At 62.3% G+C, this 24,162-nt stretch carries 14 protein-coding genes (1 of these 14 only partly in view); 6 read left to right on the forward strand and 8 right to left on the reverse strand.

Annotated elements, in window-relative coordinates; all coding sequences use genetic code 11:
* Both ACM6I7_RS00480 and ACM6I7_RS00485 read left to right on the forward strand, forming a co-directional pair.
* Nucleotides 1-1,862, forward strand: the 3' end of a protein-coding gene (locus ACM6I7_RS00480; protein ID WP_414887750.1) for a non-ribosomal peptide synthase/polyketide synthase. It extends 13,135 nt beyond the left edge of the window; 1,862 of the gene's 14,997 nt are visible here — the last part of the coding sequence; its start codon lies off the left edge, out of view; the stop codon is at nt 1,860-1,862.
* Nucleotides 1,863-1,929: 67 nt separating this feature from the next.
* Nucleotides 1,930-2,889: an alpha/beta hydrolase gene (locus ACM6I7_RS00485; RefSeq protein WP_414887751.1), complete on the forward strand. Its 960-nt coding sequence runs from the start codon at nt 1,930-1,932 to the stop codon at nt 2,887-2,889.
* Nucleotides 2,890-3,900: 1,011 nt separating this feature from the next.
* On the opposite strand, the gene ACM6I7_RS00490 is transcribed toward ACM6I7_RS00485, so the two are convergent.
* From ACM6I7_RS00490 to pvdM, 5 genes are all read right to left on the reverse strand, one after another.
* Entirely contained in the window at nt 3,901-6,363 is a 2,463-nt protein-coding gene (locus ACM6I7_RS00490; protein WP_115990297.1) for a TonB-dependent siderophore receptor, read from the reverse strand.
* 116 nt (nt 6,364-6,479) lie between these two features.
* Nucleotides 6,480-8,129: a cyclic peptide export ABC transporter gene (locus ACM6I7_RS00495; RefSeq protein ID WP_414887752.1), complete on the reverse strand. Its 1,650-nt coding sequence runs from the start codon at nt 8,127-8,129 to the stop codon at nt 6,480-6,482.
* Nucleotides 8,130-8,276: 147 nt separating this feature from the next.
* Nucleotides 8,277-9,185 carry a formylglycine-generating enzyme family protein gene (locus tag ACM6I7_RS00500; protein ID WP_414887753.1) on the reverse strand — a complete coding sequence of 303 codons (909 nt, stop codon included), beginning with the start codon at nt 9,183-9,185 and terminating at the stop codon, nt 8,277-8,279.
* 38 nt (nt 9,186-9,223) lie between these two features.
* Nucleotides 9,224-10,504: an aminotransferase class V-fold PLP-dependent enzyme gene (locus ACM6I7_RS00505; protein ID WP_414887754.1), complete on the reverse strand. Its 1,281-nt coding sequence runs from the start codon at nt 10,502-10,504 to the stop codon at nt 9,224-9,226.
* Complete coding sequence (gene pvdM, locus ACM6I7_RS00510; protein ID WP_414887755.1) at nt 10,501-11,871, reverse strand: pyoverdine-tailoring dipeptidase-like protein PvdM; 1,371 nt, start codon at nt 11,869-11,871, stop codon at nt 10,501-10,503. Before pvdM ends, ACM6I7_RS00505 begins: the two co-directional genes overlap by 4 nt.
* Nucleotides 11,872-12,191: 320 nt before the next feature.
* On the opposite strand from pvdM, the gene ACM6I7_RS00515 reads away from it, so the two are divergent.
* The gene (locus tag ACM6I7_RS00515; protein WP_414887756.1) at nt 12,192-13,811 is read left to right on the forward strand and encodes a PvdJ/PvdD/PvdP-like protein; all 1,620 of its coding nucleotides are present in this window, start codon (nt 12,192-12,194) and stop codon (nt 13,809-13,811) included.
* A gap of 164 nt (nt 13,812-13,975) precedes the next feature.
* On the opposite strand, the gene ACM6I7_RS00520 is transcribed toward ACM6I7_RS00515, so the two are convergent.
* The 3 genes from ACM6I7_RS00520 to ACM6I7_RS00530 are packed head-to-tail and all read right to left on the reverse strand — an operon-like array spanning nt 13,976 to nt 18,521.
* Complete coding sequence (locus ACM6I7_RS00520; RefSeq protein ID WP_414887757.1) at nt 13,976-15,367, reverse strand: efflux transporter outer membrane subunit; 1,392 nt, start codon at nt 15,365-15,367, stop codon at nt 13,976-13,978.
* A 7-nt stretch (nt 15,368-15,374) separates the two neighbouring features.
* Entirely contained in the window at nt 15,375-17,348 is a 1,974-nt protein-coding gene (locus tag ACM6I7_RS00525; RefSeq protein ID WP_414887758.1) for a MacB family efflux pump subunit, read from the reverse strand.
* A complete protein-coding gene (locus tag ACM6I7_RS00530; RefSeq protein WP_414887759.1) occupies nt 17,349-18,521 on the reverse strand; it encodes an efflux RND transporter periplasmic adaptor subunit in 1,173 nt (390 codons plus the stop codon). It lies immediately after the preceding gene.
* 320 nt (nt 18,522-18,841) lie between these two features.
* On the opposite strand from ACM6I7_RS00530, the gene ACM6I7_RS00535 reads away from it, so the two are divergent.
* From ACM6I7_RS00535 to mgtA, 3 genes are all read left to right on the forward strand, one after another.
* Nucleotides 18,842-19,324 carry a sigma-70 family RNA polymerase sigma factor gene (locus ACM6I7_RS00535; RefSeq protein ID WP_027614027.1) on the forward strand — a complete coding sequence of 161 codons (483 nt, stop codon included), beginning with the start codon at nt 18,842-18,844 and terminating at the stop codon, nt 19,322-19,324.
* Between the two features lie 134 nt (nt 19,325-19,458).
* Entirely contained in the window at nt 19,459-20,793 is a 1,335-nt protein-coding gene (locus ACM6I7_RS00540) for a lysine N(6)-hydroxylase/L-ornithine N(5)-oxygenase family protein (RefSeq protein ID WP_097087697.1), read from the forward strand.
* A 587-nt stretch (nt 20,794-21,380) separates the two neighbouring features.
* Nucleotides 21,381-24,080 (forward strand): magnesium-translocating P-type ATPase, encoded by a 2,700-nt coding sequence (gene mgtA, locus ACM6I7_RS00545; RefSeq protein ID WP_414887760.1) that lies wholly within the window; start codon nt 21,381-21,383, stop codon nt 24,078-24,080.
* Nucleotides 24,081-24,162 lie beyond the last annotated feature (82 nt).

Raw genomic sequence — 24,162 nt, forward strand, 5'->3', positions numbered from 1 at the left:
CGGTGTATCTGCAACAACTGGCTGAACACGCTGAGCAGCACGGCAATCCGCCGCCGGTACGGATCTACTGCTTCGGCGGGGATGCGGTGCCGGTGGCGAGTTTCGAACTGGCCAAACGCGCACTGCAACCGCAGTACATCATCAACGGCTATGGCCCGACCGAAACGGTGGTCACGCCGTTGATCTGGAAGGCCGCGGTCGACGATCAATGCGGCGCGGCCTATGCGCCGATCGGCAGCGTGGTCGGCGAGCGTAGCGGTTATGTGCTCGACAGCGACCTCAACCCGCTGCCGGCCGGCATCGCTGGTGAGCTGTACTTGGGTGGTGCGTTGGCGCGCGGTTATCTGGGGCGTGCCGGTGGCACCGCCGAACGTTTCGTCGCCAACCCGTTCAGCGCCGATGGCAGTCGCCTGTACCGCACCGGCGACCTGGTGCGCCAGCGTGCCGACGGCACCGTCGATTACCTCGGGCGGATCGACCATCAGGTGAAAATCCGTGGTTTCCGCATCGAGCTGGGTGAAATCGAAGCGCGCCTCAAGCAGCAGCCGGGCGTGCGTGACGCCGCCGTGGTGGCCCGCGAGGGTGTCAGCGGCAAGCAACTGCTCGGCTACGTACTGGCCGCTGCCGAGACGCCGGCCGACGGTTTGGGCGAGCGTCTGCGCGAGCAACTCAAGGCCAGCCTGCCGGATTACATGGTGCCGGCACACCTGATGGTGCTTGAGCGCATGCCGCTGACGCCGAACGGCAAACTCGACCGCAAGGCCCTGCCGAATCCGGACGCCGAACAGCGCCTGGCCTACGTCGAGCCGCGCACCGAGCTGGAAAAAGCCCTGGCGAAGATCTGGCAGGAGGTGCTGAAAATCGAACGTGTCGGGCTCACCGATAACTTCTTCGAACTGGGTGGCGACTCGATCCTCAGCCTGCAAGTGGTGGCCCGCAGCCGTGTGCTCAAGGCTCAGGGCCTGAGCCTGAAACTGCGCGATCTGATGCAGAAACCGAGCATCGGCGAACTGGTAGCGAGCGTTCAGGGCACGGCGGAAAAAGCCTCCGGGTTGCTGGCGATGAACGCCGAGGTCAAGGGCGTGGCGCCGCTGTTCTGCCTCCACGCCGGTTTCGGCACGGTGTTCGACTACGAGCCGCTGGCGCGGCGCTTGAGCGGTCAACGCCAGGTGTTGGCGATTCAGTCGCGAATGCTGCTGGATCCGACGTTCAACGACACCTCGTTGCACGAGATGGCGAGTGATTACCTGGCGCAGATTCGCCAGAAACAGCCGCACGGGCCGTATCACCTGTTGGGCTGGTCACTGGGCGGTACGCTGGCGATGTTGATCGCCGCGCAACTGGAGCAGGCCGGGCAACAGGTCAAGTTTGTCGGGCTGGTCGACAGCTTCGTGCCGTCGGCGGCGGTCGACGCCGGGGCTGTCGATGACTGGCAAGCCGACCTGCGCGACTTCCTGCAGGTGACGCTGCCGGACGCCGCACCGGGCCTGCCCATCGACGGTGAAGAAACGCCGCACAACCTGCGTGCGCTGTTCCAGCGTGCCATGAGCGCCGAGCGCGGGGCGTCGACTTATGTGGCGCTGGGTGCCGAAGAACTGGCGCAGGTGTTCAGCGTGGCGCGCCGGCTCAAGCAGTTGTCGCTCAAGCTTGAGCGCTGTGCGCCGCTGACCGTCAACCCGACGTGCTGGTGGACCTTGGGTCGCGAAGCCGAGGCACTGGAGCTGGCGGCGCAACTCGACCAGCCGGGCATGGGCGGTGAATGGCTGGATTGCGGGCACTTCCAGATCCCGCGCGATGAAACTTTCCTGTCCGAGGCTGAAGAAATGCTCGGCCAGATCGTTGAATCAGTAGTCATGTCCTGAAACCTGCTGTGAAAGCCAAGTAAAAGCGATCGGGCGCTGCTGGCGCCCGACCGCTTTGGAGATTTGAATGTCATTGAATCCTGATATCGCCGCATTTCTGCAACTGGTCGGCAACGGCCGGGCCAGTGGCAAACGCGTCGGCATGCATGAGCTGACCCCGAGCGAGGCCCGTGAACAGTTCGATCAGTCATCGTTGCTGATGGACGCCGGCGGTGAAGAACTGGCCGTGGTGGATGAGCTGCAATTGCCGGTGCGTGACGGTGCACTGTTGAACGCACGGATCTACAGCAATCATCCGTTGCAGGCGGGCGCCGGACGTCCGGCACTGTTGTATTTCCATGGCGGCGGCTATGTGGTCGGCAGCCTCGACTCGCATGATTCGCTGTGCCGCGCGTTGGCCGCGCTGGCGGATTGTGTGGTGCTGTCGGTGGCGTATCGACTGGCGCCGGAACATCGTTTCCCGACAGCGGCCGACGACGCCCGCGATGCCTGGGACTGGCTGGTGGCGAGTGCTGCTGATCTGGGCATCGACACGGCGCGGCTGGCGATTGCTGGTGACAGCGTTGGTGGCAGCCTGGCCACGGTGCTGGCTGCGCAACTGACGGATGCCGCTGTGCAGCCGCGTTTGCAGGTGCTGATTTATCCGGTCACCGATGCCAGTCGCAGCACGCCTTCGATCGAGCGTTTCGCCGAAGGTTATCTGCTGGAGAAGGCTTCGCTGCAGTGGTTCTACGCGCACTATCAGCGTGATGCCAGCGATCGTCTTGATCCGCGTTTCTCGCCGTTGCTCGGCGAAGTCCCGGCCAATGTCGCGCCGGTGCTGATGGTGTTGGCCGAGTGTGATCCGTTGCACGATGAGGGGGTGGCTTATGCCCGGCATTTGCAGGCGGCGGGGGTTGTTGTGGATTTGCAGGTGTACTCGGGCATGACCCATGACTTTATGCGGATGGGGGCGATTGTTGATGAGGCTGAAGAGGCGCTGGGGTTGATTGCTGGGCGCTTGGTAGAGGTGTTTGATTTGGCTTGACGGGGTGGGTGGGTGAGTGGGTGAATATCCGTTGCTGCGGTAACGGCCGCCTAGGGTTCCGCCCTTACGGCGGGTCACTTTTGGCAAACGCCCGGAATGCCGGCCCAGCCAAAAGTAACCAAAAGGTCTATGCCCTGACGTTCGGCCCTCGCTTAGGCTCGGGTTCCTTCGCTCCGGGATTCATCCGGGGGGCAGCGCCTACGGTTTGCTTCGCTGCACCTCCTCTCGCTGTGTTTGGCTGCGCCAAACGGTCGCTGCGCTCCCACCCCCGGATAAATCCCTCCACTCAGCCTGCCGACGGGCCCTCAGATCAAAAGCGGTACTCGAGCTAACGCTCATTGTGTTGAGTGGGGCGGCTTCGCCGCAAGGGGTGCACGCTCTCTAAATTGTAGGAGCCAGCCTGCTGGTGAAGGCGGCCTGACAGCTGACCAATCTCTACCTGAATACACCCCATCCCCCTGTGGGAGCGGGCTTGCTCGCGAAGGCGGCCTGCCAGCCGACCAAACTCCAACTGAAAACACCCAATCCCACGCAGGAGCTGCCGAAGGCTGCGATCTTTTGATCTGCTTTGGCTTTGGCTTTGGCTTTGGCTTTGGCTTTGGCTTTGGCTTTGGCTTTGGCTTTGGCTCTTGATGTGGCTTTTGATCTTCAGCCCCTTCGGCAGGCCGAGCGTAGGTGTTCATCCGGGGGATAGGCGCGCAGCGCCATGCGGCGGAGCCGCATACATCGAGAGGAGGTGCAGCGAAGCAAACCGGAGGCGATGCCCCCGGATGGACACCGTAGCGAGGGAACACTGAGCCTCAGCGAAGTGCCGTACGCCGGGGCAAAGCCTTTTGGGTTACCTTTTCGGCGTCTGGAAAAGGTGACTCGCTGTAAGAGCGAAACCGCCAGCAGCAACACCCGCAGAAACGGATATACACCCAAAACCCCAAGAGCCTGGTCGGCCCAAAGGCCGCCAAGGCCCAAAAAAAACGCCAGCAAATGCCGGCGTTTCAGTGAGCGCTAAACGTATTACCAGTTGTAGGTCACGTCAGCAGTCATGGTCCGGCCTTCGCCGTAGTAGCAATCGAGGGTACCGTTGCACGCGGCCACGTATTTCTCGTCGGTGAGGTTCTGCAGATTGGCTTGCAGTTTCACGCCTTTGACATGCAGCGGCGATTTCTCCAGGTCGTAAGAAACCATGGCGTCATACACGGTATAGGACGGGATCTGGAACGAGTCCGACTCGTAATCCGAACCGTAGCTGCTGCGCACGTAACGGGCGCCCAGGCCCATGCCGAAACCGGCGAGGGCGGTAGAGATGTCGAAGTCGTAGTTGACCCACGCGGAGGCGGTCAGCGGTGGACGCATGGCCAGAGTGCGACCTTCGCGACCGTCGTTGTCCTTCTCCCACTTGGTCTGGTTACGCGACACCGCCGCCAGCACGCGCAGGTTGCGGGTGACGTTGACCTTGCCTTCCAGCTCGATACCGCGCGAACGCACGGAGCCGCTCTGGGTGCTGAAGCCCGGGTTGTTGAGGTCGGTGGTGAGCATATTGTCCTGGTCGATCTGGTACGCCGACAGCTGGATGAAGCCGTCGATCGACTTCGGCTCGTACTTGACGCCGACTTCGTACTGCTTGCCGGTGGTCGGTTCGAAGGCGCCGCCGCTCATGTCGGTACCGGTTTGCGGCAGGAACGATTCGGCGTAGCTGATGTACGGCGTGATGCCGTTGTCGAACTCGTAGCCCAGGCCGGCACGACCGGTGAACTTCTCGTCCTTCTGGTTGCTGTGGCCGCCGCTCAGCGGTTGCTTGTTGTCGGTTTCGGCGAAGTCATAACGACCGCCGAGGGTCAGGAACCACTGGTTCCAGCGCAGTTGATCCTGAGCGTACAGGCCGGTCTGGGTGATGGTGTTGTCCCATTTGTACGGCTGACGGAAATTGATCTGGCTGCCATACACCGGGTTGTACAGGTCCAGACCTGGAGCGGTGCGGTCGTACAGGCCGAGGAATTTCGAATTGTAGTGGTAGTAGTCCACACCCAGCAGCACGGTGTGCTCGACGTCGGCGGTGTGGAACTTGGCCTGGGCAATGTTATCGATGCCGTAGACCTTGTTGTGCTGCGACCAGTCCACCGCATAACGGCTCTGGTAGCTGCCGTCGTTGAGGCCGGTGACCGGGTTGGTCGGGAACGCATAACCGTGCAGCGGCGCCACGTACTGGTCGTTGATGTCGGCGTAACGCGCGTTCTGCTTCAGGGTCCAGACGTCGTTGAGTTCGTGAGCGATCTCGTAACCGACGACGAACTGCTCGCGGTGGTACTTGTTCACGTCCGGCTCGCCGAGGAACAGGCTGCGGCTGATGCGCCCGGCCTGGCTGCGATGCACCGTGCCGTTGGCCGGCAGGCCTTGGGCTTCCGGTACATCGTGGTCTTTCTGGTACTGACCGAACACGGTGATGGTGGTCTGATCGTTGGGCAGCCAGGTCAGGCTTGGCGCCAGCAGCATGCGGTTCTGGCTGGCGTAGTCGATGGCCGAGCCGCTGTCGTTGACCACACCGGTCAGGCGATAGAGGAATTCGCCCTGATCATCGATCGGGCCGCCGAGGTCGAAGGCACCGTACTTGCGGTCATAGCTGCCGCCACCGAGCTTCACTTCGTGCAGCGGGGTCGCGGTCGGACGCTTGCTGACCATGTTGACGATACCGCCCGGCTGGTTCTGGCCGTACAGCACCGAGGCCGGGCCTTTGAGCACTTCGACGCGCTCCAGGGTGTACGGGTCGATCTGCAGCGAACCGCCGGTGCTGCCGCCGCCGTAAGGCATGTGCAGGCCGTCGAGGTACAGCGGAGTAGGGGAGAAGCCACGGGATGTCGGTTCGTCGAAGATCTTCACCCGGTCCGAGAAACCGCCGCCGGTCATGCCCGGCGTGTATTGCAGGGCTTCGGTGACCGTCTTCGAGCCGCGCATCTTGATTTCGTCTTGAGTGACGACGTTGATGGTCTGCGGGATTTCCTTGAGCGACGAATCGGTCTTCGAACCGGTGGCGCTGCGCTTGGCGACGATCCCGTCGACCGGGCCCCAGGCCGATTCGGCGGTGGCGGAAATGCTGGTCGGGGCCAGATCGAGGCTGGCGCCGCCGGTGCTGCGTGAACGCAAGGCGACGTTGTTGCCTTCGACGCTGTAGGCGATGTTGGTGCCTTGCAGCAGTTGCGCGATGGCGGCGGTCGGTTCCAGGTTGCCACTGACGGCGCTGCTGCGCAGGCCGCTGACTTCATCCGGGCTGTAAAGCACTTGGAGGTTGGTCTGGCGACCGAATTCCTGCAACGCGCTCCCCAGCGACTGTGCAGGAATATTGATCGCCACGGCGGCGGCCTGGGCCTGGCCGATCATCGGCACAGTCAGGGCCATGGCGCAGAAGGCTGGCAAGGTGCAACGGAAGGAGCGGCGGATCAGCAGGGCCTTGGCGAGCGGGTGGAGTCCGTGCGGTGCGGGCATTGTTCTTCTACTCTTCAAAGTGTTGACTGAGAACTATTTCTATTAACTGTTAGTAAGACGTTGAGCCTTCCGAAAACCGGAAAGCTCAACGCAATTTTTTTACAAATTTTTCACAGTCAGGCGGGTTGCAGCTCAGTGACCACTTTGCCGGCGCTCATGCGCACCAGTTGGTCGGCGACATCGAAGTAACGATCGTCGTGGGAAATGACGATGATGGTCTTGCCCAGACGCTTCAGGTCCGGCAGCAGCTCGGTGTAGAAAATCCGCCGGAAGGTCGGGTCCTGATCGGCGGCCCACTCATCGAACACCAGCACCGGACGCTCTTCCAGCCAGGCGTTGATCAGGGCCAGACGCTTGCGCTGGCCGGTGGACAGGTCGGTGGTGGTGAACGAGCCGTCACGCACGCTGACCTTGTGCGCAATTTCCAGGCGCTCCAGGTATTGGTTGGCGTCTTCCGGGATATGCGTATCGCCCTGAACCACGTCGTCGAACAGGTAATAGTCGGCGAAGATCGTGGTGAACAACTGACGGTAATCGTCGCGGTTGGCGGCATCGACGAGCTGCTGGTTGAGGCGGATTTCGCCTTGCTGCGGCGCGTACAGGCCCAGCAGCAACTTGATCAGCGTGGTCTTGCCGCAGCCGTTTTCGCCGACGATGAAAATGATGTCGCCCTGTTCGATTTTCAGGTTCACCGGCCCCAACCGGAACGGCTTGGCGCCTTCTACCGACGGGAAGCTGTACGAGACATCGGTCAGTTCCAGTCTGTGCACCGGGGTCTTTTGGTGGCCCTGATCGCTGAGCAGCAGGTGCGGCTCTGGCGAGGAAAACTGCTCGGACAGATCGGCGATCCGGCGGAACGCGATTTGCGCACGACTGACGATCGGCAGGGTGCCGATGATGTGTTCCAGCGGCCCTTTCATGTACAGCAGCACCAGCACGAAGCCGCTCATGACTGCTTTGTCAGCACTCGGCCACAGCGATTGCAGGCCCAGCGCCAGGCCGATCACCACGAAGAACAGCATCGAACCCAAAGTCTTGGCGACCACGAAAATGTTCACCGAACGCACCTGCGTGTCGCAGATCTTGTCGGCCGTGCCTTCGATGCCCGAGACGAACATGCGATGCCGGCGCGGGCGGTGGATGCGCAGTTCCTTGGCGCCCTCGGCGACCGCGTGGTAGTGCTTCTGCAACTCGTCTTCGTAGTCGCGGGCCTTGAGGAAACCCTGCATGCCACGCCCGCGCGCGATGTACTGAATGACCGTGCCGATCAGGATCGCCACCGCCATCATCAGGAACATCGGCCACGACAACATCGCCAGGTAGCCCATGCAACCGAGGGTCACGGTCAGGGAAATCGCCAGCGGCGCAAAGGCGAAAGCGAAGTCGCTGATGGTGTCGACATCGTGGGTCAGCACCGGAATCAGCCGATGGCTGCGATAGCGCTCGATCTGCTCGATCGGCGCCGAAAGGACTTTCTCGCCCAGCTCTTTGCGCAATTTGGCGATGATGTGCTGGCCGACGAAATTGGTGCCGATGTCGGAAAAGATCGAGCTGGTCAGCGCCAGCAGGCACAGGCCGGCAAACACCGCGACCATCGTGCTGGTCAGTGCGCCCTCGGCGTGCAGCACGTTGTTGATGGTCGCCAGCAGTGCGGTGACGCTCAGGCCACCGACCATGCCGAGCAGGATCGACACGCTGACGATCAGTCGAAAGGGTTTGAGCAGGGCGAACAATTCATTGATCACCCCGCGTGTTGGTTTGCTCATGGAGGTTCCCTGCTTGAAGGAGCGGCGAACACCGGCACTGCTCGTGGGGTTCGCCTGGATGACGTAGAGGGCGGTGGGCGCGCCATGGAGGATCGCGCCCACCTGTAGAACGACTGGCAGGACGGCTAATTTAGCCGGGCGATGGCGTTACAGATCGCGGGCGACCCGGAAGCCGATCCAGTCGCCACGGGTGTCGGTGTAGGTGGCGTTGCGGTTGCCCGAGCGCGAGAACACCGGTGCCTCGCCCCAGTCGTTGCCACGGATGCGCCGCACGTCGCACTTGCCGCTTAACCAGGCACTGCCATCGCTTGGCGCGCCAACGTAGTTCTCGTTGTAGCAATCGGCGGTCCACTCATAAATATTGCCGTGCATGTCGTAGACGCCGAAGGCGTTGGCCGGGAAGCTGCCGGCCGGCGCGGTGAAGTTGTAGCCATCGGCGGCGCCATAGGTGTTGGCGTGTTTGGCGATGCTGTATTCCTTGCCTTCGTCAAACGGGAAAGGGAACGGCCCGGTGCTGCCGGCGCGGGCGGCGTATTCACGCAGCGATTCGCTGACCAGCCGGTATTGCTGGCCGGTCTTCTTCGACAGCCAGGCCACGTACGCTTCGACCTCCGGGAAATCCATGCACACCGCCGGGTGCTTGTCGGTGTACTGCTTGCGCGGGTCGCTGCCCTGATAATCCGGGATCCCGGCCTTGCACGCGCGACCGGGGCGCGTGTCGCCGTCGGGCATCTTGTAGCCGCTGTCCTTGAGGTAGGCGTCCCACTCGCCGCGCAGAATCTGGAAACGGCTGATCGCCAGCGGTTTGGCAAACGTCACCGGGTGCAGCGGCCCTTCATCCGGCTCGCGGCCGACCTCATCCTCCGGGGTGCCCATGGTGAACGTGCCGGTGGGCAGCACGACCATTTCCGGGCAGTCCTTGCAGTCCTTGAACACCTTGCCCGGCGCAGGAGGGGTGGCGGCCTGCGCGGCACCCGGCAGCAGGCCGGCGGCGAGGGCGGTGAGCATCAGCGCCGGCAGCGCCCTCAAGGAAAATCGACGCAGTTCACTGTTCATTGCGAGTCTCGCTAAAAGGAAAAAAAGGAGCGTCCGGGTCAAAGGGCCTGATCGAGCACGCCCAGCAAGCGGTCGATTTGCTCTTCGTCGTTGAGCAGCCCCGGTGCGGTGCGGATCACCGGGCCGACGTCACGGTGCACGGCATCGGCCACTACGCGGTTGGCCATCAGGTGCGCGGCGATCTTGTCGCTGTCCTTGCCCTTGACCCGGAAGAAGGTGAAACCGGCGGACAGCTCAGGGCTCAGTGGCGTGACCAGTTCGATCTGCGGCCGTTGCTGCAGGCGTTGTTTCAGGTAACTGTTGAGCGCGTGAATGCGCGCTTCGACCTCGGCCTTGCCCAGCTCAAGATGCAATTTGAACGCTTCGTCCAGCGCCCAGCGGTGCTCGAACGAGTGATAGCCACCGGGCGTCATGGTGGTGGAAAACGCCGTGGCTTCGGAGAACGTCGGAATGATCGGGGTGACGTACCTGACCTCGGCGAAGCGACTGCAGACGATGCCGGTGCCACGCGGACCGAACATCCACTTGTGGGTGCCGGCGATGAAGAAGTCGCAGTTCATTTGCGCGAAGTTCAGGTTGTCCACGCCGAAGCCATGCACCCCGTCGACCACGTAAACGATGCGGTCAGCGTCGCTGCGACCACGGTTGTGCCGGTCGACGATGGCGCCGATTTCACCGATGGGCAGTTTCATGCCGCTGCCCGAATGCACCCAGCACATGCCCAGCACCCGGGTTTCGGGGCGGATGGCGCCGTCGATGGCAGCAAGGATTTCTGCTTTGCTGGCGCTGTACGAATCCTTGAACAGACGAATTTTGCGCACCCGGGTGCCGTCGCGTTCGCTACGCAGGGCGAGGATAGTGTGGGTCGCGTAGTGCTCGTGCTCGGTGGTGAGGATTTCCTGATCGGGGCGCACGTGCACGCCGCCGTAGATCGTCGCCAGACCTTCGGTGGTGCTGCTGGTCAGGGCGATCTGTTTGGCGTCGGCTTGCAGGTAGCGTCCGGCCCAGACCCGCACGTTCTCTTCGCGCTGCTCGATCACGCCGTGGTCCCAATCCATGGCCAGGCCGGGATTTTTGTCGAGGGCGGCGCGGTGCCGCTCAATCGCCTCGCGCACCGGTTTCGGGTGCGAGGTGATCAGGAAATTGGAGAAGTGCAGATACGCCGGATCCTGATCGAACAGCTGCTGCAACCGCGCCCACTTGTTGACGGTCGCGGGCGCGGCGTTCGCGGCACCGGCGACATTCGGCAGGCTCGCGCCCAGTGGCAGAGCCGCGGCGAGAATCCCCGCCTGCTTCAAGAACTCACGACGATTGCTCATGGCTTGGCAGTTCCCGGCGCGGCGGCCAGTGCCGGTTTCGCGGCTTTCTCGACCTGATCCCAGACCCGCAGGAAGTTGCCGCCCCAGAGCTTGGCGATGTCCGCTTCGGAGTAACCGCGTGAGATCAGCTCGGCGGTGACGTTGCGGATTTCGCCGACGTTCTCGAAACCTTTGACGCCGCCACCTTCGTTGAAGTCGGAGCTGATGCCGACGTGGTCGATGCCGATCTTGCGCACCGCGTAATCGATGGCATCGCCCAGATCCTTGAGGCTGGCTTTCGGTTCTTCTTCGAGGATGCCGTACAGGCGGCTGGCGTACTGGCCAAACTTCTGCTCGGACCACGCCGCAATGATCGGGTCGCCGGGCATCAGCGCCATCGCCAGGTTCGGCAGCGGCGGCAGGTCGAAGTCCTTGCGCATCTCGTTGAGCTTGTCCTGGGTGTGCTGGGTGAGCGGACGCAGGTACTGCGAGAACGCGACGATCTGCACCACGCCGCCGCTGTTTTTGATCAGCTGCATTTCCTTGTCGCTGAGGTTGCGCGGAATGTCGACCATCGCGCGCGGCGCCGAATGCGAGGCTACCAGCGGCGTGCGGCTCAGTTGCGCAACTTGTTCGAGGGCTTTGGTCGACATTTGCGAGACGTCGATGATCACGCCCAGATCGTTGAGGCGCTTGACCGCTTGCTTGCCCAGCTCCGAGAGGCCGTCGAGGGCGTCCGGCGAATCATTGAGAAATGGCAGCGGCCGCGACGAATCCGCCCAGTCGTTGTTGCCGATGTAGCTGAAACCGAACATGCGCATGCCGCGCGCGGTCCACAGGTCCAGCAGGTTGAGGTCGTGGCCCAGCGGATAGGCGTTGAGCATGCTGATGAAAATCGCGAACTTGCCTTCGCCGTGCAGGCGCCGGAAGTCGTCGGGGGTGTAGGCGATGGCCACCTGATTAGGGTAGTCGCGAACCATCCCGGAGATGATCTTGAAGCGGATTTCCTGCTGATTGCGCGCCTCGTCGACGAAGCCGGGGGTCGGCTTGTGCGGGGCGTTCGGGCCGTTCCACATTTCCGGCCAGCCGAAGATGGTCAGCGCGGCGCCGGACAGGCGCCCACGGTTGGCCTTGGCGAGGTCGAACTGGCCGTCGCCGTCCTTGTCGGCTTCGTGGCCATCGGTGCCGAAATTTTGCGTCAGGCTGACATGGCTGTCGAAAGAGAGCATGCGTTCGTGCAGCTCATCGGCCTGCTTCATGACTTTGGCCGGGTAGCCGAGGTCGTCCTTGAACCAGTGATGCCACACGGCAAAGCCTGCGCCGGCGCTGATCGCCAGGGCCAACGGCAGGCCGATGAATAGAGCCTTTTTCGAACGTGGTTTTGTCATTGCCATCTCAGTCAGGTTCGCCATCGAGTTGCAGGCGCGGAGGCCTTCGCTATCTGGGAGGAACGAGTGGTTGGCGGCAAAATTTAAGCCTGGTGCTGTGGCGAGGGGATTTATCCCCGATCGAGTGCGAAGCGCTCGCAAAGCCTGCCAGCGCTGTCCCTTCTGGTGTCGCCGCCAGCGTCGGATGGGAGTTGCTTCGCAACTCATCGGGGATGAATCCCCTCGCCACGGGTCATCATCGCCGGGCGCGTTAAATTTGCCGGGGCAACAAACGTTCTAGCTTGGATAAAGCCTGCTTCATGGCTGACACAGGTAGGGCAATGAAGATTTCTCGACGATGGTTCATGGCGGGCCTGGCGCTGACCGGCGCTGCCGTGCCTGCGGCGTATTTTGGGCATCGTGAATGGACGAAGCCGGACCCGACGATCACCCCGGGCGAAGCGTCTTTCGACGTCGCCGACATGGCCGGACAGCGCCTGGCGAATGCGTTGCGCGGGGTGTGGGATATCCGTTTCGAAGGTGCCGATGCCGGCCTCGAGGGCTTGCCGCTCAAGGGTCTGCAAGTGTTTCTCGACATCGGCCAGAAGGGGCGCGGCGTGTGCGGTTTTCTCGACACGCCCGAGCGCCTGCGCTCCGCTGAAACACCGCGTTATCGAATTCTGGGCGACCTCGCGATAGCCGATGCGGCGAAGTTGAGTTGGCGCCTGATCGGTGCCGACGGCCAGATCAGCTATGAGCTGGAGATGATCCTCGATGAGGTCTGGGCCGACTTCGGCAATGCCGGCAGTGGCACCCTCAGCGGCAAGGCTTTGCGCCTGGATCGAGCGCTGGCCTTGCCGGCGCAGGACAACCGCTTCGTCGCCGTCAAGCGGCTGTTTCCCGAAGCGCGCGAGCGCACGCCGCTCAACCCGACGTTGCTGGCGTGGCTTATCTCTCCCGAGCATCGCCTGTTTCACCAGTTGTGGCATGCGACCCGGGACAAGTGGCACAAACTGCCCGAGGACAAACGCGAGGCCTTGCGCGGCATCGGCTGGCAGCCCGGCCCGCGCGACAAGGAGCGCGATGCCCGTGGTCCGCGCAAGGATCGCAATGGCTCGGGCGTGGACTTTTTCTTCATGCACCGGCACATGCTCGGGACGGCGCGCTCGATGCAGGAATTGCCATCCTGGGAGTTTTTCCCGCTGCCGCAGCCTGAGCTGATCCGCGACCGCGTCGGCTTCGCCCGCTATTTCGACAACCACGACGGCACGGCCTTGCCACCGACCTGGACGGCGGCGGGTGATGACGAATTCAGTCAGTGGGTCAGCGACATCAAGACTGCCGAGACTTACGAAAGCAACTTCCAGGTCTGGGAGTCGCAGTATCGCGATCCGGCGTATCTGGCCCGGCTCACCCTCGGCCAGTTCGGCTCCGAAGTCGAGTTGGGCCTGCATGACTGGCTGCATATGCGCTGGGCTTCTGTGCCGCGCGATCCGTCCAACGGTCAGCCGGTGCCGTTTGCCCGCGATCCGGCGGACTTCGCGGCGCGTTGGTACAACGCCGAAAACGATTTCCTCGGCGATCCGTTTTCTTCCCACGTCAACCCGACGTTCTGGCATTTTCATGGCTGGATCGACGATCGCATCGAGGACTGGTTCCGCGCCCACGAGCGGTTCCATCCGGGCGAAGTCACGCGGCTGCAGGTCAATGGCGTGCCATGGTTTGCCCCGGGGCGTTGGGTGGAAGTCGACGACCCATGGCTCGGGCCGATCACCCATGGCTGCAGCACCACGCCGGGTTTGCAGATGGGCAAGTCGGTGGAGATGGATCCGGAAACCATGAAGCTGGCGCTGCGCATCACCTTCATCACCGACGAGGAAAAACTCGCCGGCCTGTTCCGCCGCGTGCCGCAACGGCCATGGTATGCGCGCAATCTGAAGCCTAAAACCAGCCCGACTTGAGGGCTGCGTCATCGATCATTCGCGAGCAGGCTCGCTCCTACAGGTTCAGGTGTCAGCCCACAATGTCCGGACTGACTTCTACATGAGAACGCATTCTTACTGATGGAACGCGTTCAAATGTGGGAGCGAGCCTGCTCGCGAAGGCGATCTGTCAGTCGCCGCAATTACAAGGTCTGCCACCCGCCACCAAGCGCCTTGTACAGCGCAATGCTCGCCTGCATCCGCGCCAGGCGCAGTTGCACGCTCTGGTCCTGCGCTGCGTACAAGGTGCGCTGGGTTTCGAGGACAGTCAGCAAGTCTTCAGCGCCAGCCTGGTAACGGCTCTGCGCGATGTCGAATGCGGTCTGCGCCTGATTCAGTTCTTCGTTCTGCCACAACCGCTGCTCATCCAGGCGGCGAATGCTATTGAGCGCTTTTTCCACATCGGCGAAACCGTTGATGATCGCCCCACGGTAAGTTTCCAGCAGCTCTTGCTGGCGCGCAGAGGCCTTGTCGCGTTCAGCGCCGAGGCGACCGTTATTGAAAATCGGTGCGACCAGTCCGGCGGTCAGGTTGTAGAAAGGGCTGCGGATCAAATCGTCGAACTGATTGGCGCCCGAGCCGAGTTGGGCGGTCAGGGTCAGTGCCGGCAACATGGCCGCGCGAGCGACTTTGACGTCAGCTTCGGCGGCGGCCAGTTGGGCTTCGGCGCGTGCGATGTCCGGACGATGCGTGAGCAACTCGCTGGGCACGCCAGCGGCGATGTCTGGCCATTGCAGGTGCTCGAAGGACTCTGTCGCCGACAGTTGCTGCACCGGTCGGCCGAGGAGGGCGGCGAGGCTGATCAGCGCGTCCTGGGCTTGCTGTTGCAAGCGCGGCAATTGCCATTGCTGGGCGGCGACCAGGCTCTTCTGTTGCGCCAGTTCCAGCGCGGTGGCTGAGCCTGAATCAAACCGCGTCTGCACCAGTTTCAGCACGCTTTGCGCGTTGGCCAGATTGAGTTCGGCGATGCGGCTCTGCTCGCGTAGCGACAAGGTTTGCGCATACGTGCTGGCAACGCCGCTGAGCAATGTCAGTTCTACCGTCGCCCGGTCGAATTCGCTGGCCTGCAGAGCGAACTGCGCACTGTCGCGAGACGCGCGTTTGCCGCCCCAGAAATCGATTTCGTAGGTGGCGCTCAGGTTGGTATCGAAATAGTCCACCGCCTTGTTGCTGCTGTTGGCATCGAGTTGGCTGTAGCCATTGCCGCGCAGCAGTTTCTGCCGATTGGCATTCAGACCGGCCTTGACCTCCGGCAACTGTGAGCCGCCAGCGATGACGGTGGCCGCCTGCGCCTGATGCACTCGAGCAGCGGCGGCCGCGAGGTCGAAACTGCCGACGCGAGCCTGTTCGATCAGACGATCCAGTTCCGGGCTGCCAAATTGCGTCCACCACTGCGGGTTGTTGCGGGCAACGCTGGCGCCATGGGGCGACTGCCAGGCAGCTGGCGTTTGCACGCCACTGTCCGGGCGTTGAACGGGACTGCCGCAGGCACTGAGGATCAGGCACACGGTCAACAGGCTGAGGCGCGGTTTCATAGATCGATCATTCACTGGTAAGGGCCGTGACCGGGTCGAGCCGGGCAGCTTTGCGGGCAGGCATGAAGCCGAAGACAACACCGGTGACCAGGGCGCAGCCGAACGCGCCGAGTACCGCCATCAAGGAAAAAGCCACGGCCACTTCGCTGAGGATCAGCACGCCGCCGACGATCAGCGCCAGGGCGATCCCGGCAATGCCGCCGACCACCGAGAGCATCACCGCTTCGGTCAGGAACTGCCGGAGGATGTCGCGCTGGCGGGCGCCGGTGGCCATGCGAATGCCGATCTCGCGAGTCCGCTCGCGCACGGTCATGAGCATGATGTTCATCACGCCGATGCCGCCGACCAGCAGCGAAATCGCCGCAATCGAACCGAGCATCAGCGACAGGGTGTTCTGGGTGCGCGCCTCGGCCTGAATCATCGCGGCGTTGTTGGTCAGTTCGAAATCCTTCTTGCCGTTGTGCAGGCGCAGCATCAGTTGCTCGATGGCCTGCTCGGTGTCCTTGACCTTGCGCGCGTCGGCGGCGGCGATGGCCACGTATTCCGGATTGCGCGTGCCGAACAGCCGGACGCTGGCCGCCGAATAAGGGATGGCGATGCGATTGTCGCTGTCGGAGTCGCCGGAGCTGGCGCCTTTTTCCGCGAGTACGCCGACCACCTGGAACGGCACATTCTCGATCAGGATGAACTGCCCGATCGGGTTCGGCACATCCTTGAGCAGTTTGCTGCGGACTTTGTGGCCGATCACCGCGACGGCTGCAGCATTCTGCTCATCGGCCTCGGTGAAGTAACTGCCTTGCACCACCGGCCAGTTGAAGATCGCCGGGAAGTTGGTGTCGTTGCCGCCGACGTAACTCAGGTGGTCGGCATTGCCGTAACGTACGCCGGCCTCGGCGCCATTGACCGGCATGATCCGCTGCACTTGCGGCAGGCTGGCCAGCGCGTGCACATCGTCGAGGGTGATGATCCCCGGCGGCGTGCGCGGGTTGGGCGCCGAGCCGCTGAGGTAAATAATGTTCGAACCGAACGCGCCCATCTGCGCCATCACCTGGCGTTTGCTGCCTTCACCGACCGCCAGCATCACCACCACCGACGCCACGCCGATGATGATCCCGAGCAGGGTCAGTGCGGTGCGAAAACGATTGATCCACATCACCCGCCACGCAGCGTGCAGGGCATCGACCAGTTCGCCTTTCCAGGCGCCGGTGGCTTCGGCGCCGTCGGCCAGACGCTGGCGCAGATCCACCGCTTGCAGGGCGCCGGGGTTGGCGCTGGTCTGGGCGTGGGGATTGTCGCGGGCGCTGTCGCTGATGATCAGGCCGTCGCGGATTTCGATGATGCGTTTGGCCCGGGCCGCGACTTCGCGGTCGTGGGTGATGAGGATCACCACGTGGCCCTGGCTCGCTAGCTCATCGAGCAGCGTCATCACTTCTTTGCCGCTGTGGCTGTCGAGCGCGCCGGTGGGTTCGTCGGCGAGGATGATGTGGCCGCCGTTCATCAACGCCCGGGCAATCGACACCCGTTGCTGCTGACCGCCGGACAATTGATGCGGGCGATTGCCGGTGCGCGAGGCCAGACCGAGGCGGTCGAGCAGGGCGGCGGCTCGGGCGTGACGCTCGGCGGCCGGGGTGCCGGCATAGATCGCCGGCATCTCGACGTTTTCCTGGGCCGAGCCGGACGGAATCAGGTGATAGCCCTGGAACACAAATCCAAAGGCTTCGCGACGCAGCCAGGCCAGCTCGTCGCTGTCGAGGCCGGCAACGTTTTCCCCGGCGAAGCGGTACTCGCCGGAGGTCGGGCGGTCGAGGCAGCCGAGGATATTCATCAGGGTCGATTTGCCGGAGCCGGAAGCGCCGACAATCGCCACGAATTCACCAGCGTGAATCGACAGGTCGATGCCGCGCAACACGTGAACTTCAGGCGCGTCACCGCCGCCGTAGGATTTGCGAATGTCCTGCAGATCGATCAGAGGCGTTTGCATTCAGCCTCCGCTGCCGTCGACCGGGCCGATCAGCAGGTGATCGCCTTCGTTGAGGCCGTCGACAATCTGTACCTTGAGCCGGTCGCTGATGCCGGTGCGCACCTCGCGTTGCTGGATGTCGCCGTTGGCCGCGACCACCTGCGCGGTCTGCAGGTTGGCGCTAGTGCTGCCCTGCAACGCGGCGACCGGTGCGGTAAGCACGCCTTTGGCCTGATTGGCGACGAAAAACACTTGGGTGGTCATCTCGGCCATCAAGGCGTTGTCGGCGTTATCGACGTCGAGCAAAACCGTGTACAGCACAACGCGGGCGCTGCCGCTTTTACTGCTGCTGGCTGGGCTGCCGCCGCCCTGGCTGGTCTGGTCCAGCGGCTTGGGCGGCACCGGCAGAATCTGCCGCACGGTGCTGCTCCAGCGCCGCTGGCCGCCGCTGAGGGTGGTGAAGTAGGCGGTCATGCCCGGTTTGACGTGACCGATGTCAGCCTCGGAAACCTCGGCCCACACGGTCATCGGTGACAGCTTGGCGATGCGCAGGATCAGCGGCGTCTGCTGTTGCGCGTTGAGGGTCTGGCCTTCGCGGGCGTCGAGGGCAACCACGGTGCCGGCCATCGGCGCGTAGATCCGCGTGTAGCCGAGTTCGGCCTGATCGCTGCGCAGGCTCGCTTCGGCCTGGCGGATCTGTGCCTGGAACATGTCGACGCGGGCCTGAGTGGCTTTCAGTTCGGCGCGGGCGGTCTGCACGTCTTCTGCACGGGTGGCGCCGCCGGCGGCGAGATTCTGCTGGCGCTGATATTTCTGCCGCGCCAGTTCATGCTGGGCGCGTTGCTCCTGCAATTGCGCCTTGAGGTTTTCGATGGAGAAGCGTCCGGCGTCGAGTTTGGCCTTCTGCGTGGACGGATCGATTTCCACCAGCAGTTGACCTTCCTTGACCACGTCACCGACTTCGACGTGGATTTTCTGGATCTGCCCGGAGGCCTGCGCACCGACATCGACATATCGGCGCGGTTGCAGGGTGCCCAGTGCGGTGACGCTGCTTTCGATGTCGCCACGACTGACTTGCACGGTGGCAAAACGGTCGCGGCCCGGCGGCATGATTTGCCACGCGGCGTAGGCAACAACAGGAATCAGACAAAGGACTGCGAGCAGGGCGCGTCGAGCGGGGCGGGGACGTTTCATGCAGGGTTCCGGCCAGTGGAATTCGGCCCGTCGTCCGGCTGCACGCCACAGCGCGCAGCCGCAGAACGCTGTCGCAGGGCGCGACAGACACGGGGAGCTGTCCTGTAAACGATGAATACGCGGGGGAATTTAAGTGAAGACACAGGATGTTACAGGTATAGAACGGCACTATTTAGCGGGCAACGACAAACGCCACTTTAAATCTATATGAGAATTACTATAAATTACGCACCTCAGTTGCCACTATCTTGCTACCCGTGTTCGCGGGCCGTCGATCAGTGTGCTCAAGGATCGAATCCGCATCGATGCGGCCGGGAGTCATGTTGGAAAACTACTATCGCGAGCTGGTGTGTTTCCTGAACGCCAAGCTCGGCAACCGTCAGGTCGCCGAAGATGTGGTGCATGACGCTTATGTGCGGGTTCTGGAACGCTCCAGCGACACGCCCATCGAGCAGCCCCGAGCCTTTCTTTATCGCACTGCGTTGAATCTGGTGATCGACGATCATCGGCGCAACGCCTTGCGCCAGGTCGAGCCACTGGAAGTGCTCGACAGCGAAGAGCGCTATTTCACCCCGTCGCCCCATGGCACTCTCGATCACGGCCAGCGTCTGGAGATGCTCCAGCGCGCCCTGGCGGAATTATCGCCGCTGTGCCGCGACAGTTTTCTGCTGCGCAAGATCGAAGGCCTGTCGCACCCGCAGATCGCCGAACAGCTGGGAATTTCCAAGGCACTGGTGGAAAAACACATCGTCAATGCGATGAAGCATTGCCGCCTGCGCATCAAACAATGGGATGCCCATTGAGCCGCCATCGCTAAATTTTATTTCACTGTCCTCGTTCCTACTCAACAGACGACCTGCTGTCCTGCTCAAGGCCAGTCGGGTCACTTAGGCTCTCCTTTCCCCTTGTTGAGGGGTTCATCCAGAGGACACTGGAAATGACTCAGGCAATTGCATCGCCCATCGTTCACGACCTGATCGGCGTCGGTTTCGGACCTTCGAACCTGGCGCTGGCCATCGCTCTGCAAGAGCGCGGCCCGACCCACGGCGAACTGGATGTGCTGTTCCTCGACAAGCAGGCCAACTACAGCTGGCACGGCAACACCCTGTCGACCCAAAGCGAATTGCAGATTTCCTTCCTCAAGGATCTGGTGACCCTGCGCAACCCGACCAGCCCGTACTCGTTCGTCAATTACCTGAAGGCCCACGGCCGTCTGGTCGACTTCATCAACCTCGGCACCTTCTACCCGTGCCGCATGGAGTACAACGACTACCTGCGCTGGGTCGCCGGGCAGTTCACCGAACAGAGCCGCTATGGCGAAGAAGTGCTGACCATCGAACCGGTGCTGCACAACCATCAGGTTGAAGCGCTGCGCGTGATCTCCCGCGACAGCGAAGGCCAGCAGTTGGTGCGCACTGCGCGTTCGGTGGTGGTCAGCGCCGGCGGCACACCGCGTATTCCCGAGGCGTTCAAGGCGCTGAAGGGTGACAGCCGCGTGTTCCACCACTCGCAGTATCTGTCGCAGATGGCCAAACAGCCTTGTGTGAACAACCAGCCGATGAGCATCGCGATCATCGGCGGCGGGCAGAGCGCGGCGGAAGCCTTTATCGATCTGAACGATTCGTTCCCGTCGGTGCAGGTCGACATGATCCTGCGCGGTTCGGCCCTCAAGCCTGCGGATGACAGCCCGTTCGTCAACGAAGTGTTCTCCCCGGAGTTCACCGATCTGGTGTTCCAGCAAAACAGCGCCGAGCGTGAGCGGCTGGTCAACGAGTACCACAACACCAACTACTCAGTGGTCGACATCGACCTGATCGAGCGCATCTACGGCATCTTCTATCGGCAGAAAGTCTCGGGCATCGCCCGTCATGCGTTCCGTACCCTGACCACAGTGGAAAGTGCCACCGCCACCGAGCGCGGCATCGAACTGGCGGTGCGCAACAACGCCACCGGCGAAGTCACCGTGCGTATCTACGACGCCGTGGTCCTGGCCACCGGTTATGAGCGGCAGATGCACCGCAAATTGCTGGCGCCCCTGGAAGAATACCTCGGTGATTTCGAGGTCGATCGCAACTACAAACTGATCACCGACGAGCGCTGCAAGGCCGGCCTGTACATGCAGGGCTTCTGCCAGGCCAGCCATGGCCTGAGTGATACGTTGCTGTCGGTGTTGCCGGTGCGTGCCGACGAGATTGCCGGGTCGCTGTATGAGCATGGCAAGAACCGTGGGCATCGTTCGGTGGCAGATCTGTTGTTGGCGACGGCAAGCTGAATCTGCTTTGCCTGATACACCGCAATCGCTGGCAAGCCAGCTCCCACAGGATCTGTGTCGGATGCAAAACTTGTATTCACTGGAGATTCTTGTGGGAGCGGGCTTGCCCGCGATAGGGCCCTGGAGGCCAGCGAAAAATCTGAATCCTGAACCCTTCCTGAACACCCGCCACATTCCCCGACACACTTCCTTTTGCGGGTTTACTCTCAAATCATCGAGGCGTAAGCTTCGCGCGTTTTCATCAATAGCGGAGACCCACAGTGGGTACTTGTTCGAGTGACAGTTGTCGGCCGGTCTCGGTAACCGGCAGATTCTCGGCAAGATAACGCGCAGCCTTTCTCTGCCGTTGTCTCGCCGTAAAGCGAGCAGCGGCATCCCGATCATGGTCAGTTGAGACCATGTCCCGACGTCCTTCTCATCGACACTGAAAGTATGTGATTTCGACCGTGTGGTCGCGATCGCAAACCTATCGACACGCCTGTCCTTTGTGATCGGCGCGCCAAGCCTTGCCGTGCCGGATTTTCCGGCGTACGAGGCGCGGTCGTACCTGCTCGACGGTTTCCCGGCTGACCATAGGGGCAACAGCCATGAAACTTACGCTCAAGGAATTTTTCGCAGGCTTCCTGCGTACACGCCACATCGCCCGGCACTTCCGCCGTCTGGCGCTGCTGGAATCGATCACCGACACCACGGTCAGCCGTGAAGTCCCGCCCACTCTGGCCAACACCCTGGTCGATGCAGCCCATCGCGACAGCGGTGAGCTGCTGTCGTCACTGGGTACTCACACCGACGGTTTGACTGACTTTGAAGTCGACGCCCTGCGTGCGCAGTACGGCCTCAACGAAGTCGAGCACGAGCAGCCGCTGCCATGGTGGAACCACCTGTGGCACTGCTACAAAAACCCGTTCAACCTGCTGCTGACCCTGTTGGCGGTGATTTCGTGGCTGACCGAAGACCTGAAAGCCGCCACGGTGATTTTCTCCATGGTGGTGCTGTCGACGCTGCTGCGCTTCTGGCAGGAAAGCAAATCCAACCAGGCCGCCGACGCGCTCAAGGCGATGGTCAGCAACACCGCCACGGTGATGCGCCGCGACGAGCCGCGCGTCGAACTGCCAATCAAGCAACTGGTGCCGGGCGACCTGATCGTGCTGTCCGCCGGCGACATGATTCCTGCCGACTGCCGGGTGCTCAGCGCCAAGGACCTGTTCGTCAGCCAGGCGGCGATGACCGGTGAATCGATGCCGGTGGAAAAATTCGCCCGTCAGGCCGACCGCGACACGCGCAATCCGCTGGAGCTGGAGAACATTCTGTTCATGGGCACCAACGTGGTGTCCGGTACGGCGGTGGCGGTGATTCTCACCACCGGCAACAGCACCTATTTCGGCGCGCTGGCGCAGCGGGTCGGCGCGACTGACCGCGCGGTAACCTCGTTCCAGCTGGGCGTGAACAAAGTCAGCTGGCTGCTGATCCGCTTCATGTTCGTCATGGCGCCGCTGGTGCTGTTCATCAACGGTTTCACCAAGGGCGACTGGACCGAAGCGCTGCTGTTTGCGCTGTCGATTGCCGTGGGCCTGACCCCGGAAATGCTGCCGATGATCGTCACCTCGACCCTGGCCAAAGGTGCGGTGTTCCTGTCGCGCAAAAAGGTCATCGTCAAGCGTCTGGACGCGATCCAGAACTTCGGCGCCATGGACGTGCTGTGCACCGACAAGACCGGCACCCTGACTCAGGACAAGATCTTCCTCGCGCGCAATGTCGATGTCTGGGGTGAAGACTCCGATGACGTGCTGGAAAAGGCCTACCTCAACAGCTACTACCAGACCGGGCTGAAAAACCTGCTCGACGTGGCGGTGCTGGAACACGTGGAAATCCATCGTGAACTGAAGGTCGGCACGGCGTTTCGCAAGGTCGATGAGATCCCGTTCGACTTCAATCGCCGGCGCATGTCGGTGGTGGTCGAGGGGCGTGGCGAGCCGCATTTGCTGATCTGCAAAGGTGCGGTGGAAGAAGTGCTGGCGGTGTGCACCCGTGTGCAGCACGGTGACGTCGAGGAAGCCTTGAGCGATGAATTGCTGACCCGGATTCGTCAGGTCACCGCAGCATTCAACGCTGAAGGCTTGCGCGTGGTGGCAGTGGCTGCCCGCTCGATGCCGGAAGGTCGCGACACTTACAGCCTGGCGGATGAGCAGGAACTGACGCTGATCGGTTACGTGGCCTTCCTCGATCCACCGAAGGAAAGCACCGCGCCGGCGCTCAAGGCTTTGGCCGAGCACGGTGTGGCGGTCAAAGTGCTGACCGGTGACAACGAACTGGTGACCGCGAAGATTTGCCGCGAAGTCGGTCTGGCCCAACAGGGCTTGCTGATGGGTAACGATGTCGAGCGCATGAGCGATGCCGAACTGGCCGTGGCGGTAGAGAAAACCAACGTCTTCGCCAAGCTGACGCCGTCGCACAAGGAGCGCATCGTGCGCATCCTCAAGGGCAACGGGCATGTGGTCGGTTTCATGGGCGACGGCATCAACGACGCCCCGGCGCTGCGCACCGCCGACATCGGAATCTCGGTGGATAGCGCGGTGGACATCGCCAAGGAAGCCGCTGACATCATCCTCCTGGAAAAGAGCCTGATGGTGCTGGAGGAGGGCGTGCTCGAAGGGCGGCGGACCTTCGCCAACATGCTCAAGTACATCAAGATGACCGCCAGCTCGAACTTCGGCAACGTGTTCTCGGTGCTGGTCGCCAGCGCGTTCATTCCGTTCCTGCCGATGCTGCCGATGCACCTGCTGGTACAGAACCTGCTCTACGACATTTCGCAGATCGCCATTCCGTTCGACAACGTCGACAAGGAGATGCTGAAGAAGCCGCAACGCTGGCAGCCGGCTGATGTCGGGCGCTTCATGCTGTTCTTCGGCCCGATCAGTTCGATCTTTGACATCCTGACGTTCGCCTTGATGTGGTATGTGTTCGATGCCAACACCCCGGACCACCAGACCCTGTTCCAGTCCGGCTGGTTCGTGGTGGGGCTGCTGACCCAGACGCTGATCGTGCACATGATCCGCACGCCGAAGATTCCGTTCCTGCAAAGCCGTGCAGCCATGCCGCTGCTGGTGATGACCGGAATCATCATGGCGGTCGGGATCTTCCTGCCGATGGGGCCGCTGGCCAACTACTTCAAACTGCAGGCGCTGCCGTCGATGTACTTCGTGTTCCTGCCGATGATCCTGCTGGCGTACATGGCGCTGACCCAGGCGGTGAAAGGCTTCTACATCCGCCGGTTCGGCTGGCAATAACAACAGGACAACGCTGTTCCCTCTGTAGGAGTGAGCCTGCTCGCGATGGCAATCCGTCAGTCAAAATTTCAACGACTGACAC

Source organism: Pseudomonas sp. IT-93MI4 (assembly GCF_949767635.1).
GTDB lineage: Bacteria > Pseudomonadota > Gammaproteobacteria > Pseudomonadales > Pseudomonadaceae > Aquipseudomonas > Aquipseudomonas putida_A.